At 60.4% G+C, this 13663-nt stretch carries 14 protein-coding genes; 4 read left to right on the forward strand and 10 right to left on the reverse strand.

Annotated elements, in window-relative coordinates:
- Positions 1–205 precede the first annotated feature (205 nt).
- Positions 206–829 (forward strand): glutathione S-transferase family protein, encoded by a 624-nt coding sequence (locus ACRWA7_RS16980; RefSeq protein WP_060817763.1) that lies wholly within the window; start codon positions 206–208, stop codon positions 827–829.
- On the opposite strand, the gene ACRWA7_RS16985 is transcribed toward ACRWA7_RS16980, so the two are convergent.
- The 9 genes from ACRWA7_RS16985 to ACRWA7_RS17025 all read right to left on the reverse strand — a co-directional run bounded on the left by ACRWA7_RS16985 (position 826) and on the right by ACRWA7_RS17025 (position 8672).
- Positions 826–1071, reverse strand: a complete 246-nt coding sequence (locus ACRWA7_RS16985) for a hypothetical protein (protein ID WP_060817441.1) — start codon at positions 1069–1071, stop codon at positions 826–828. The genes ACRWA7_RS16980 and ACRWA7_RS16985 overlap by 4 nt on opposite strands.
- 90 nt (positions 1072–1161) lie before the next feature.
- The gene (locus tag ACRWA7_RS16990; RefSeq protein ID WP_060817440.1) at positions 1162–1392 is read right to left on the reverse strand and encodes a hypothetical protein; all 231 of its coding nucleotides are present in this window, start codon (positions 1390–1392) and stop codon (positions 1162–1164) included.
- A 91-nt stretch (positions 1393–1483) separates the two neighbouring features.
- Complete coding sequence (locus ACRWA7_RS16995; protein ID WP_438395074.1) at positions 1484–2404, reverse strand: carbohydrate kinase family protein; 921 nt, start codon at positions 2402–2404, stop codon at positions 1484–1486.
- Positions 2401–3675: an AGE family epimerase/isomerase gene (locus ACRWA7_RS17000; RefSeq protein ID WP_438395076.1), complete on the reverse strand. Its 1275-nt coding sequence runs from the start codon at positions 3673–3675 to the stop codon at positions 2401–2403. The genes ACRWA7_RS16995 and ACRWA7_RS17000 overlap by 4 nt, the downstream gene beginning before the upstream one ends.
- Positions 3672–4703, reverse strand: coding sequence for a LacI family DNA-binding transcriptional regulator (locus ACRWA7_RS17005; RefSeq protein WP_438395078.1), 1032 nt, complete (start codon positions 4701–4703; stop codon positions 3672–3674). Before ACRWA7_RS17005 ends, ACRWA7_RS17000 begins: the two co-directional genes overlap by 4 nt.
- A gap of 201 nt (positions 4704–4904) precedes the next feature.
- The gene (locus ACRWA7_RS17010; RefSeq protein WP_438395079.1) at positions 4905–5510 is read right to left on the reverse strand and encodes a class I SAM-dependent DNA methyltransferase; all 606 of its coding nucleotides are present in this window, start codon (positions 5508–5510) and stop codon (positions 4905–4907) included.
- Positions 5507–6295: a PIG-L deacetylase family protein gene (locus ACRWA7_RS17015; protein WP_438395081.1), complete on the reverse strand. Its 789-nt coding sequence runs from the start codon at positions 6293–6295 to the stop codon at positions 5507–5509. The genes ACRWA7_RS17010 and ACRWA7_RS17015 overlap by 4 nt, the downstream gene beginning before the upstream one ends.
- Positions 6283–7332: an acyl-CoA dehydrogenase gene (locus tag ACRWA7_RS17020; protein ID WP_438395082.1), complete on the reverse strand. Its 1050-nt coding sequence runs from the start codon at positions 7330–7332 to the stop codon at positions 6283–6285. The genes ACRWA7_RS17015 and ACRWA7_RS17020 overlap by 13 nt, the downstream gene beginning before the upstream one ends.
- 320 nt (positions 7333–7652) lie before the next feature.
- Positions 7653–8672, reverse strand: a complete 1020-nt coding sequence (locus tag ACRWA7_RS17025) for a bile acid:sodium symporter family protein (protein ID WP_438395084.1) — start codon at positions 8670–8672, stop codon at positions 7653–7655.
- Positions 8673–9183: 511 nt separating this feature from the next.
- On the opposite strand from ACRWA7_RS17025, the gene ACRWA7_RS17030 reads away from it, so the two are divergent.
- Positions 9184–9630 carry a hypothetical protein gene (locus ACRWA7_RS17030; RefSeq protein ID WP_438395086.1) on the forward strand — a complete coding sequence of 149 codons (447 nt, stop codon included), beginning with the start codon at positions 9184–9186 and terminating at the stop codon, positions 9628–9630.
- 779 nt (positions 9631–10409) lie between these two features.
- A complete protein-coding gene (locus ACRWA7_RS17035) occupies positions 10410–11432 on the forward strand; it encodes a porin (protein WP_244163945.1) in 1023 nt (340 codons plus the stop codon).
- 88 nt (positions 11433–11520) lie between these two features.
- Here the strand turns inward: ACRWA7_RS17035 and ACRWA7_RS17040 are convergent, their stop codons facing one another.
- Positions 11521–12486, reverse strand: coding sequence for an NAD(P)H-dependent flavin oxidoreductase (locus tag ACRWA7_RS17040; protein WP_438395087.1), 966 nt, complete (start codon positions 12484–12486; stop codon positions 11521–11523).
- Positions 12487–12680: 194 nt separating this feature from the next.
- On the opposite strand from ACRWA7_RS17040, the gene ACRWA7_RS17045 reads away from it, so the two are divergent.
- The gene (locus ACRWA7_RS17045) at positions 12681–13574 is read left to right on the forward strand and encodes an alpha/beta fold hydrolase (RefSeq protein WP_438395089.1); all 894 of its coding nucleotides are present in this window, start codon (positions 12681–12683) and stop codon (positions 13572–13574) included.
- Positions 13575–13663: the final 89 nt, after the last annotated feature.

The following is a 13663-nucleotide window of genomic DNA, read 5'->3' on the forward strand; positions in this document are numbered from 1 at the left end:
TCGACATAAACGGAGTTTTTTTGCGTTTATCAAGCCCATGCGCGCTTCAGCGCAATGAAACCGATCTTAATTGCCGCGGATGAGCAGAAAAAGCTGACCGAATGGCTAACGTGTGGTTAACCCGCACGGCAAAGCGTTCGGGAGCGGGTAATCTCAATGCTCTTGCTGCGGGACAATGCGGCGCCACGAAAAGGACCATTCGCTCATGAAGCTCTATTACTGGCCGAAAACACGCGCGTTTCGTGCGCTATGGATGCTTGAGGAATTAGGCGTGCCTTACGAGTTCGCTTACGTGAACATCCGCGCGGGCGAACAAAACGAGCCGGCGTTCTGTGCAGTGAATCCCATGTCGAAGCTGCCTGCGCTGGACGACAACGGCACTTGTGTTGCGGAGTCGGGCGCGGTGCTCCTCTATCTCGCCGATAAATACCCTCAATCCAACTTGGGCATTGCGTCCGGCGACCCGCTGCGCGGCCGTTTTCTTCAATGGATGTTTTTCACCGGCGCATGCCTGGAACCCGCGATGGCCGAAAAGATGATCGGGGCGCCGGGAAACAGCGTGAGTTTTGGCTGGGGCGATCTCGGCCGCGTGGAGAAGGCAATTGAGTCGGCGCTTGCGCATGGGCCGTGGCTGCTTGGCGAACGGTTCACAGCCGCCGATATCCTCGTTGCAAGCACGCTGCAGATTGCGTACATGGCAAAACTGATAGAGCCGGGCGGCGTGTTGTCCGAGTATGTCGAACGGGCGAGTGCACGCGAGGCGCACGAGCGCGCGGTATCGATTGATAAAGCAGAAGCGCAGAAAGCGGCGGCTGCGTCCAGGAGTTAAGGAAACGTCTTTGGCTTGGGGATTCCCGCGCCGGCTTCAATGTCAGCAACGGCTTGCACGTGCGCGGCGTCTATGGCGTCGGTTGGACTTGATAAACCATTGTCACCGCCGACGGTTTTCCACGACTGCACGGCCTTGTCGAGATGACGGATTTCGTATTCGGCATCCCAGCGCGTTCCCTGCAATTCAATGGGACGAACGTGGATGGAGTAAACGCCATAGAGAAAGAGTTGTTCCGACATGCTGAGTCTCCCGTCCAAACAGATCTAAACGGATTCAAACGGATTCAGGCAGAAAGGGCGGCATGGAAAATCCCGGGCCGCCGCACACGTTCAGAGTTCGATTTCGCCCAAGATCCGATGCGCGAGCGCGCGGGCCTCTTCAAGAGCCTCTTCTTCGGAAAGCGATGTGGCGGCGACATCGTAGGTTTTCGGCTCCGAATCCTCACCGTCCCCGCCGTCGTCCCGCACGAGCGTGACCACGCCCTGGAACTGACCGTCGTCCGTGGGACGAACGCCTATGGTCGCGGTGTAAATGCCTTTCGTGTAGATCGTGTCTTCCATGATGCGCTCCCGGCCGAAGGTTGAAATCGATGCTAGCACGCGTGTTTATCGCGCGTATTACCGTCTCGAGTTCACCAGGCAGGCGCACGTTTCAGGCCAGCAAATCCTCGACCTCTTCCAGTGAGGGCGAATGCGCGCCCGACATGCGGCAGGCTGCGGCGCCAGCGGCCAATGCAAAGCGCAGATGCTCGGGCCAGCCGCCCGGGCGCTTCATCAAGCTGTAAAGCAGGCCGCCGATGGACGCGTCGCCCGCGCCGACCGTATCGGCGACCTGGACTTTCGGCGGCGTTGCATTCCAGCTTTCTTCGCCGGCGTGCAGTGTTGCCTGTGCCGAGCCGCGCGTGACGAGCACGGTGGCTTGCGGATTCATCGCGCGGATTTTTGCGAGCGCGTCGGCTTCGTTTGCAATGTCGGGGAAAAGGCGTTGCAGGTCTTCGTCGGAGACCTTGATCAGGTCGGCGAGCGCCGCCATTTTGCGCAAGGTCGGTTCGTAGCCGTGCTCCATCAGGTTCCGATAGTTCGGGTCGAAGCTGATTTTCACGCCGTGTTCGCGCAGTTGCGCGGCGAGCTGCGCGAGCGTGTCGCCAAGCGGCTGGCGCACGAGGCTGATGCAGCCGAAGTGCGCCCACTTGACTGAGTCCATCCAGCCGGAGGGCAACAGCGCCGGATCGAACGCGAGGTCCGCGCCGTTTTCGCCCATGAAGTAGTAGGTCGGCGGTTGCGTCTTGTGGACGATCGCCAAAAGCGGCGGCCGTTCCGCGCGCTGCATGAAGCGCATGTCGAGACCTGCGGCCACGCTCGCGTCCCAGAGTTCATCGGAGAAATTGTCGGTGCCGAGCGAGCCGGCCGATGCCGTCGGCAAACCGAGCCGCGCGACGGCGCGTGCCACGTTCCATCCCGCGCCGCCCGGACGCGAAAGCCAGTTGGACGGGCCGGTGCGGATCAGGTCGGTGAGAATATCGCCGGCCGAGACGAATTGAGGGAAGGCGGAGGTCGAGGTCGTCGCGTTCATTGTTTGGCCGTCTCTTTTTCGGCGGTGTCGTCAGTCTGGGGCGCAACGGCCGGAGCGAGTGCGTTCAGCACTTCGTAGCACGCGCCCATGGTGTGGTAATCGGTCTTTCCGGCAGGGCTTTTTTCGTCGCCGTATTTGCGGTTGTCGCATGTCAGGATGCGGAACCACGCGCCATGTTTGTGATCGACAAAATGCGCCCAGCAATAACGCCAGAGTTCGTCGTAGCAATCCCAGAAGCGTTCCAGGCCCGTGCGCTTGCCGAGCAGCGCGGCTGTGGCAAAGGTTTCGGCTTGCACCCAGAAATATTTATCGTGGTCGCAGATGGAATCGTCGGGGCCAAATCCGTAGTAAAGGCCGCCGTGCTGTTCGTCCCACGCGCGGTTGAAGCCGGCGTCGAACAGTTCTATGGCGCGCGGCGCCAGCCAGGGCAACGCCCTGTGCCGCTCCAGTATCAGCAGCAGCTTCGCCCATTCGGTCTGGTGGCCGGGCTGGAAACCCCACGGGCGGAAAATATTGGAACTGTCGGACTCGTTGTAATGCCAGTCGACAGACCAATCCGCATGAAAGTGTTCCCAGACGAGACCATGGGCGAGACGCGCCTGGCGCAGCGTGATGTTCCCGGCAATCTTCTCCGCGCGATCCAGATAGAGCACGTGGCCGGTCGCCTCGTACGCGGCGAGCAGCGCTTCGGTTGCGTGCATGTTCGCGTTCTGCCCGCGATACGGCGACAACTGCCAGTCGGGCGTGGCTTCGTCGGCGTAAAGGCCAGCGTCGGCGTCCCAGAAATGCCGGTCCATCAACTGGAAGGTTTCATCGATCAAAGGCTTCGCTTCGGCAATACCGGCCATGGCGGCATGCGCGCAAGCGAGCAGGACGAATGCGTGGCCGTAGCAATGCCGGGTGCCATCGAGCGTGCGTTTAGCGCCGTCGCGCCACTCGATTTCCCAATCGTAGCCTTGGTTCGCCGCGTCCCAATGGGCATTGCGTAAAAACGCGAACGCGTGACGCGCGTTGTCCTGGTGATGCTGGCCGCCGAAATGGCGAAAGGCCATGGCGTGATTGAAGACGAAGCGCGTGCTGCTGACCAGATGGCGCGTGGTGTGGTCGTAGACCGTGCCGTCGTCCTTGAAGAAATGATAGAAACCGCCCGACGGATCGCGGGCCGTGCGCTCATAAAACGCGAGGGTGTGGCGCACGTGATCGAGCAGGAAATCGCGGCTGCGGAAATCCGGTTCGGCCCGGTCCGCCACCTGGAACGCGGTTGAGTTCATACCGATGTCTGTGTCCGTGTTGTCGCCGAGCTCGCGCGGGGAATCAGGCGCACGGGCACAAGCGTGTCGGTGGTGATGTTCGTGTCCGCGTCGCTGTTTTGCGCGGTTTCCAGCAGCAGGTCCACGCCGCGCCGGCCGAGCGCTTCCTTGTCTACCGTGACGGTGGTCAGGGGCGGCGTGCTCTGCGCGGCGGCGGGGATATCGTCGAAACCGACGAACGCGACGTCTTCCGGAACCCGCAGCCCGTGCGCCAGACAGACGCGCATGGCGGCGAGCGCCGCTGCATCGTTATAGGCGAAAACCGCGTCCGGCAGCGGCCTGGATTGCTGGTGAGCTTGCGCGATAAGCCGCTCCATGGCGTCGGCGGCGGCGATATCGGACTCGATGGCCGGTTGCGTGGTCATCTCCAGCGTGGGATCGAAAAGCATGCCGGCTTCGAAATACGCGAGCCTGTACCCCATCGCCCGTTGCGCAATGCTGTAATGCGCCAGCGATCCGCCAATGAACGCAATGCGTTTTCGGCCCATCGCGAAGAGATGCTGCATCGCGAGCGCCGCGCCGCGCGTGTTGTCCACGTTCACGGAACGAAATCCTGGCGCGTGCAGATCAATCAGCACGACCGGCCGGTTCATGGAACGCAAGTGAGCAAGCAATTCCGGTTCGATAAACCCAGCGACCGCAACAGCGTCAGGCGCATGAAGCCGCATTTGCTGCGCGAGGTCGTGTGTTGGACCGGCGGTCAGGACGGACGGAACCAGCCGCCGCTCACGGCACGCTTCCTCGAAACCGTGCAGGACATGCGAGAAGAAGGGGCTGACCGCGAAGTTATTGTGCTGACGATGCAGCAAGAAGGTCACGCGCCGGATGCGCGTACGAAGCTGGGCGGCGTCATAGCCGAGTTGCCGGGCCGCTTCCACGACGCGTTCGCGCGTTGCCTCCGACAAACCCGGCTGATTTTTCAGCGCCCGCGATACCGTGCCAATCGACACGCTGGCCGCGCGCGCGACATCACGAATGGTTGTACCCATCTGTCTTTCAATCTCCGCATGCGTGTTCTATGGTTTATGAAATCTCACGTGCCGGATGTTTACCGGCGAAGTGAGATTCGCATGATCGTGGCGATTGTATAGTAAACCGATGGACGCTTTTCCCGGACAGGTGCTAGAGAAAACCCGTAAACGTTTATTCGATAAGGCTTTCGGTTGTCTTCTTTGTTTAGTAAATGAAATTCAGCGCGCTTCCCGCTGATGTACGGATGCCTTGTTCGACGACCACACGTCAAGCACCAGGTCGTCGTCCGAATAGTGCGATAGCGCCGGGAGCAGAAGCTTTGCATGAAATTCGGCGTGAACGTGATCGCCGGCATGAGGCCAGCCTTCGATAGGCCGCCGCCAGTGGCACGCAATGACCGTCCCGCCCTCTGCCAGCGATGAAGTCACCCGTTGGGCAAGCAGGTTCAACTGATCTGGGGTGAGGTAATACGCCACTTCGCTGATGACGATCAGATCGAACTCGCCGTCTGGCCAGTCGTCGGGCATCGCGCGTTGTTCGACTTCTACGTGACGTAGATGCGCCACCCGGCGGCGCGCGAGATCCACGGCGGCGGGATTCAGATCCGCCGCGAGAAGCGAGTCGCAGCGCGCCGCCAGTTCCGCCGTGAATTCGCCATTTGCGCAGCCCGGTTCATACGCACGGCGGTAGTGTTCGTCGGGTAAAGCGGCGAGGGTCAATGCCCGCTTGCGGCGTTCGTACCAACGCTCGCGCAGCAGCCACGGGTCGTCGCTGCGTTGATAAAGCCCGGCGAAATATTCGCGAGCGTTCGGCTCAGTGGTCATATCAGGACAACCTCGTAGGGCCGCGTGAGACGTTCCAGTACATGCTCGGGAAGAATCGCGTCGCGGCCCGTGGAGCCATCGGCCTCTATCTGGCTGCGAAACGCCTTCAGCGCGTGAACTTTGCGGGCGAGTGTCGCTTCGTCCAGCACGATACGGCGCGCGCGGCTCCAGGGCACGCGCGAGTCATCGGGCGTGGCCCAATGCCATGTCCACACTGGCACCTCCACGAATGGCAGGTCCAGCGCAGCCGCAACGGCCGTTACCGCGCGACCCACCGATTCATGATCCGGATGGCCGTCATAGCGCCACGTTCCGAACACTACGTCCCCGGGCGCCAGATGCGCCTCCAGCGCTCTCGACAGGTCTGATTCGAAGATTTCGCCCCCGCCATCCGGCAGATGCAGCCGGACCAAAGCGACATGGCGCATGCGCAGGCGTTGCAGGGCGTCGCGCGTTTCCTGCGGCCGCGTGGCGGCGAGGCGCGCGGCCGGCCATTCAGGTGAATCGGGATGGCTCGCCGTGCCGTCCGTGACCGCGATGATCAGCACCTTGCGGCCCAGGTCGGACAGGCGTGCGAGCAACCCGCCGGTGCCGAGGATTTCATCGTCGGGATGCGGGGCCACGATTACAGCGCGCGCACCAACCGGCACAAGCGTTTCTGGCTCGACTTCGGGCAGGGTCGAAAGCTGGTCCGTGCTTTGCCACGCGGCTTCTGACGTGCCACGTCCCTTGATTGCCCGGTCGTTTTCCTTTTCGTTTGGCACGTGAGTCACTACAGGTTCCATGCGCTGCTTTCCTCTTTGACAATCCGTTCTGCAAGCGCGGCTTCGTCGCGTTCGGCATGACTCTGCCGGATAAAGACGGGTAGATCGGACATCAAGCTGGCCAAATGGCGGTTACGGCAAAGTGGCGCAGCGCCAAGGGCACGTCCCGCACGTTCGATGACTTCGGCTGCTGCCTTTTCCGCCGCCAGCCGCGCGCGAAAAACGCCTGGCATGGCGTCCGCATACGGCTCGCGGTCAATCTGCGCGGCCGTTTCTCGCAGGAGGCTGGCCGTGCCGGAAAGCGCGGTGTCGATGGCGCCAAGATGGGCGAGCTTGTAGGGATCGGCGCGGCGCGTTGCTTCCTGTTTCACGAAGTTGCCGATAGCCGCCGCGGCGCCAAACCAGCACGCTGCAATACCTCCGCCGCCATGCCAGAACCCCGCGCGTTCCAGATACGCGCGCGGCGCGCCGATTCGCGTGGCGCGGGCGTTGTCGAAGTGAACATCGACGCTAGCGCTTGCGGACATTCCCACCGCCATCCAGCCCTCGTTCGTGACACGGACGCCGGGCTGGCGCAGATCGACGGCGGCGAGGATGGGTTCGTCCCGTTCGTTCCATGCGGTAACCAGCGCGTGGCTCAACGCCGCCGCGCCCGAGCACCACGCTTTGGTGCCGTGAAGCGTGAGGTTTTCCCGCTGCTCATTCGATGCTGCCTTTGCGGCGAGTCGTGCTGCCGGCGGTTCGGCGGCCCAGACGCCCCATGCCTGGCCATTCGCTGGAACAAATCCATCACCAATTTCCGCCATGATCGCGAGCGCGTCAGTGTGACCTTCGAACAGTTTGACCAGCGCGAGGTCGCACGCGGCGACGGCGGCAAGGGCGCGCCAGCGCTCGAGCGTTGCGCCTTGGCCGGGAAGCGGCAGGCGGTCGAGGCCCGCGTCGATCAATGCCTGGAGCGCGTGCGCGGTATCGTCAGGGGAGCCTCGCTTGAAGCGAAGTTCGCGCAAAAACGGATCGAGCGCGGACAAAGTCGCGATGCCGTCAGTCATTCTTTGCATGGTGAATCCTGGGCGCTTCGATGAATAAGATGGGAATCGCTTCGGGCCAATCCCTGGCTGTAACGTGTGTTGTCAGCAAGTGTGGCAAGCCACATGCCCGGCCACCAGTCCGCCAAACGGCATATGACTTGAGCAGGAGCGAAACGCTCGTTTATTTGAGACTTCTTCAGTTCATGGCCGTCCGGCCGAGTCGACAGGACGTCTAAACACGTCCTAAATAGCAAAAAAGCCGCACGTGGCGGCTTGATGCTTAAGCTTTTCAGGGAGACGTCATGCAACGGGTCGTCGCATTGTTCCCGGCTGACGCGCGGGTCCTGCTTTTATTGGCGAACCTGCGCGCCGGTTGCCTGAGGCTGGTCCGCGTGCTCGTCGGAGGTATCGCGTGCTCCCCAGCGCTGAGCGAGGACCGCACACGTCATCAACTGGATTTGATGGAACAGCATCAAGGGCAGCACCACCGCGCCCACCGTGTGCGAAGCGAAGATGACTTTTGCCATGGGAATGCCCGACGCCAGGCTTTTCTTCGATCCGCAAAAGATGATGGTGATCTGGTCGGCGCGGCTGAACCCGAGCCGCCTGCTGGCAAAAGCTGTTACCAAGAGCGCCAGGGCCAGCAGCACGACGTTTGCCACAACCAGCCCGCCAAGGGTCTTGAGGGAAATCGTGTGCCAGATGCCTTCGTTGACGGCTTCGCTGAACGCAACATACACAACAAGCAGGATCGAGCCCTGGTCGACGAAACGCAGGACACTGCGATTTTTGTCGAGCCACTTGGCTATTACCGGGCGCAGCAACTGACCCGCTATGAACGGCACCAGCAATTGCAGCACGATATTGCCGACCGTATGCCACGCCGAACCCGCGCGGCCGGCGTTGTCAGTTACCACAAACCCCACGAGGGCCGGCGTGATGAAGATGCCAAGCAGGCTGGACGCGGACGCCGCGCACACCGCCGCGGGTACGTTGCCTTTGCCGATAGAAGTGAATGCAATGGACGACTGAACGGTGGAAGGCAGCGTGCAAAGGAACAGGATGCCCATATAGAGCGCGGGCGTGACGAGCGGCGTGAGAACAGGTTTCAGCGCGAGCCCGAGTATGGGAAACAGTGCAAACGTGCTCAGTAGCACCACGATATGCAAGCGCCAGTGCGTCATGCCCGAAACAATGGCTTCGCGCGACAGCTTTGCCCCGTGCAGGAAAAACAACAGTCCGACCGCGATGTTCGTCAACCAGTTGAAGCCGACCGCAGCGGCGCCACGGCATGGCAGCAGGCTGGCGAGGATCACTGTGCCAACGAGTGCAAGGGTGAAATTATCGGGAAGGAACTTAGGGCGGGTCATCGGAAATTCTTGGAAGTTTGCAGTGCGTGAAGTTGCATAACGGCTACGGGAAGAAGGCTGCCGCCGCATGCAGGCGACCGGAGCCGCTCGAAAACGCGTCGAGACAGCTATTTTCGCCGGATAGCGATTCAATAAGCAAATTCATTTAAGTGATTTATTAATGCCATTTATGCATGAATTTCGACGTTTCGTGGCATCTGATGGAGCCAGAAGATACCCGCGGTTCTACAGCAAATTGGAAAGAGTTTGTTCATACAAACTGGGGCTCGCACCGACCTCAAATCGGCAAAAAAGTGTGAAGTAACATGGTGTTACAACCATCAGGAAGACCTAACACTTTTTGGCTCGACGCCGGTCTTCGAGCACAATAAATTGAGCGATAGACCGGTTGGCAGGGCGTGGTTGGAAGACTGCAATGTCCTGAACATCCGACAACAGCCGGTCAGCGATGCAAAGAGGCGCCACCTCCAAAAGCACGCTCGAACCGAGTCGGACGTTTTGCAGTATCAACATGTCGCTCATCCGAAATCGCCACGCCCGTTGCTTGATGCTTGTCGCCGCAGCCGGCCTGGTTGCGGCGTCGACCATGTATGCGCCGGTGGCATCTGCCGGCGGCGTGGGCTCGAACGACGCGGCGGTTACGCGCGGCGTCTTCAGTCACGGCGTGGAAACTCCCGGCCCATGGCAAGCGGTGAATCAGCGCGCAATGCGCGTCGAAGATGCCGATAACGGTGTTCAGCCTTTCGGCTATCAGCGGGTAGCGGCTGGATCGGGACTCACACCCATCAGTGCCGAGGTTCGCGGCGGTCCTCGTGCCGAGCAAGGCGCACAGTTGCGTGGTGGTGGCTCGATCCGGGCGGACATCGCGCGTTACAACGAAGAGCGGAGCACCCCGCGTGCATCCGGCCACCAATCCGACGATTCGCGTTCGCCAGCAAATTCCACTTACCGGAATTAATCGTTAAAGCTGTTCATTGAGTGAGCCAGCGAGACGCAATAAAAACGTCCGTGATAGTGCATAAGCACATTAATCGATGAGCATGTCTATTCGTTTGTGAATCTCAATTCATGAATGCAGCGATTAACTTCGCTCCCTTTCCGGTCCGAAACAAAAAACAATTCCTCCGTCTACTTGCAGCCAGGCAATGACGTAATGACGCCACAGTTTTTATCTGCGGGTCACAGCACCCTTCCTCCCAAAATTGTCTGCACTAACAATGTGCTTATCTGATTTTTCTACTCTTATTTAAATGTCTGCTTTAGGTCGAATGGCGCTTGCGCACCGTGCCGTATGCCGCGCGGGGCTATTACCGCATGCGTTCGAGTACCGCGTTCAGAAGCTGGAGACGGGCAGGAATGCGCGTCATGTAAGTCCATCACGCGCAATGTATTCGAATCGCTATACGCGGCATAAGCAAAGTTATTTTTGTCCGGAAAAATGATCCGTAAAGATGGTCCCGCCCTGAGAGAGCTCTATCGGCGCACCCCTTGGGCAAGAGCAGTTTAGCGGGAGCCAACAGTAATGCCCTTATGCCGCATCACGAGTCAGACATCGAGTCATTCGATTTGAGTCATACCGTGAATCGGGCTGTCCATAACGGACATTTAAAAAACAGTCCAAAGCGAGGCAACCATTGCTCGTCGCCCGGTTTTAACGTCGATACAACAGGAGAGTCCATGAAGCCAACCGTGAACCGTGTGCTGAAAGCCGCGGCCAAGGCGACCGTTACCGCTGGCATGTTCGGCTTGCTTGCCGCCAGTTCCGTCCACGCGCAGTCGAGCGTCCAGTTATATGGGCAGGTTGACGAATGGGTGGGCGCAACGAAGTTTCCAGGCGGCGACCGGGCCTGGAACGTGGGCGGCGGCGGTATGTCGACGTCGTACTGGGGCATGAAAGGCAGCGAAGACCTGGGTAACGGATACAAGGCCATCTTCACGTTGGAAAGCTTCTTCCGGGCGCAAAACGGTCAGTACGGCCGCTTCCAGGGCGACACCTTCTTCGCACGCAATTCGTATGTCGGTATTCAGTCGCCATACGGTACCGTCACCGCAGGCCGGCTGACGACACAACTGTTCGTATCGACGATTCTGTTCAATCCGTTCATCGATTCCTACACGTTCTCGCCAATGGTGTACCACGTGTTTCTCGGCCAGAGCACGTTCCCGACGTACACGACCGATCAGGGCGTAGTCGGCGATTCAGGCTGGAACAACTCGGTCCAGTATACCACGCCGGATTTCAGCGGCCTGTCGGGTAGCGTGATGTATGGGCTTGGCAATCAAGCCGGAGAGAACGGCGCGAAGAAATACAGTGCGCAGTTCCTCTACTTCCACGGTCCGTTCGCTGCGACCGGCGTCTATCAGTATGTGAACTTCAGCTCCGCGCCGACCGACCTGTCGACCTTCGTGCCGGGCTACAAGAGCCAGAGCGTGGCGCAACTCGGTGCGTCCTACGACATGAAGTACGTCAAGTTCTTCGCGCAGTACATGTACACGAAGAACGATATCGATCCGGGTACGTTTCACGTCAACACCGGACAAGGCGGCGTGACGGTTCCGGTCGGCGTGGGTTCGATCATGGCGTCATACGCCTATTCGCGCAGCAACGGCGGACTCGATCAGACGCATAAAAGCTGGGCGATCGGCTATGACTATCCGCTGTCGAAGCGCACGGATGTCTACGCGGCCTATCTCAACGACAAATACACGAGCATGTCGAGCGGCAACACGTACGGCGTAGGGGTTCGCGCGAAGTTCTGACGCGAGCAAGCCGCAGGAACAAAAATCCCCGCCCGGCGTGCAGTTCAACGCCGGGCGGGGATTTTCTAAATCAACACGTAGCAGTCAATCAGCCCGCAATCCCCAGCCGCTCTTTCGCGCCCTCGTATTCCTGCTTGAGACGCGCGACGAGTTCCGCCACGCTCGGCACATCGTCCATCAGTCCGACGCCTTGTCCCGCGCCCCAGATTTCCTTCCATGCCTTGGCCTTGATCGCGGCATCGCCGAAATTCATGGCGTTTTTATCCGATGCCGGCAGCGCATCCGGATCGAGCCCCGCGTTCAAGATGCTCTGGCGAATGTAGTTGCCGTGCACGCCTGTGAACAGGTTCGTGTAAATGATGTCCGCCGCCTTCGATCCAACAATCGCCGTCTTGTACTCTTCCAGCGCATGCGCCTCGCGCGTGGCAATAAAACGCGTGCCGATATACGCAAAATCGGCGCCCATCGCCTGCGCGGCCAGGATCGATCCGCCATTGGCGATTGCCCCGGACAGCGCTATGGGTCCATCGAAAATACGCCGCACTTCACCCACGAGCGCAAATGGCGACGTCATTCCCGCGTGGCCGCCGGCGCCTGCAGCGACCAGGATCAGGCCATCGACACCCGCTTCCAGCGCCTTTTCCGCGTGGCGCAGATTGATCACGTCGTGCAGCACAATGCCGCCGTAGCTATGCACCGCGTCGATCATCTCCTTCACCGGCGCGCGCAAACTGGTGATGAAAATCGGCACGCGATGCTGCACGCACACGCGCACATCCGCCTCAAGCCGCGCGTTCGAGTGATGCACGATCTGGTTCACCGCAATCGGGCCGACCGGCGCGCCCGGATGTGCCGCCTTGTGCGCCTCGATACCCTCGTTGATCTGCGTGAGCCATTCATCGAGCAACTCGGCCGGCCGGGCGTTCAACGCCGGAAACGACCCGACAATACCCGCCTTGCACTGCGCGAGCACGAGTTCCGGATAGCTGACAATAAACATGGGCGACGCAATGACGGGCAGGGCGAGGTGTTGCAAAGCGGCGGGAAGGGCCATGGCACAAGTCTCCTGAATGATATGAATTTCATGCGAACGATCGTTCGATTATAGGCGAAGCTTCAAGGCACATGATCGCGTCGAATTGAAGAAGTCTTCAGGTTCTACGCCGGTATGGGCTTTAGCGCAGTCTAGTATTGTCGAGGGCGCCTACAATCGTTTTCCCGTTCATCGGATCATCGGATATTGACGCCATGTCGTTCGAAGACTACCAACCGTTTACCTTCGATGCCGCCGGCGTCGACATTGCCGGCGTCAAGGGCGGCGACGGACCGCCGCTATTGCTGCTGCACGGCCATCCGCAGACGCATGAGATCTGGCATAGGCTCGCGCATGATCTGGCGCAGCATTTCACGGTGATCGCCACGGATCTGCGCGGTTATGGCGCGTCTGGCAAGCCGCCGAGCGACGAACACCACACGCCGTACTCGAAACGCGTCATGGCCGCCGATCAGATTGCCGTTATGCGGCACTTCGGCTTCGAGCGCTTCATGGTCTGCGCGCACGATCGCGGCGCGCGCGTGGCTCACAGGATGGCGCTGGATTATCCGCAGGCCGTCGACCGCCTGATGCTGCTCGACATTGCGCCGACGCTCGCCATGTACGAAGCAACGGATCGTGCTTTCGCAACCGCCTATTTCCACTGGTTCTTCCTGATCCAACCGGAGCCGCTGCCCGAGTTGCTGATCGGCGCTCATCCCGACGCTTATGTGGAGCGTGTGATGGGCAGCCGTCACGCGGGCCTCGCGCCATTCGCGCCGCACGCGCTGCAGGCGTATCGCGATGCACTGCGCCAGCCCGGAGCCGTGCACGCCATGTGCGAGGACTACCGGGCGTCGGCGAGTATCGATCTGGAGCATGATCGCGCGGATCTGGAGTGCGGCAACAAGATCGCGTGTCCGCTGCGTGTGCTGTGGGGGCAGGAAGGCGTGATCGAACAATGTTTCGAGCCGCTCGCCGAGTGGCGGCGCGTGGCGCGCGATGTCAGCGGTCGCGCGCTGCCTTCCGGGCACTACATTCCCGAAGAAGTCCCCGAAGAGTTGCTCACGGAGATACTCGCGTTTTTCGAGGCAACCGAGCGCGCATGACGTGTCATCCCGCGTTCATGTGGGCGTTATCGGTCTGTAGGGAAAGCACCGATGCATCGCAAAAAGTGGCGCGTTAGGATGCATCAGGC

This window comes from Caballeronia sp. DA-9 (assembly GCF_051615025.1).
Lineage (GTDB): Bacteria > Pseudomonadota > Gammaproteobacteria > Burkholderiales > Burkholderiaceae > Caballeronia > Caballeronia sordidicola.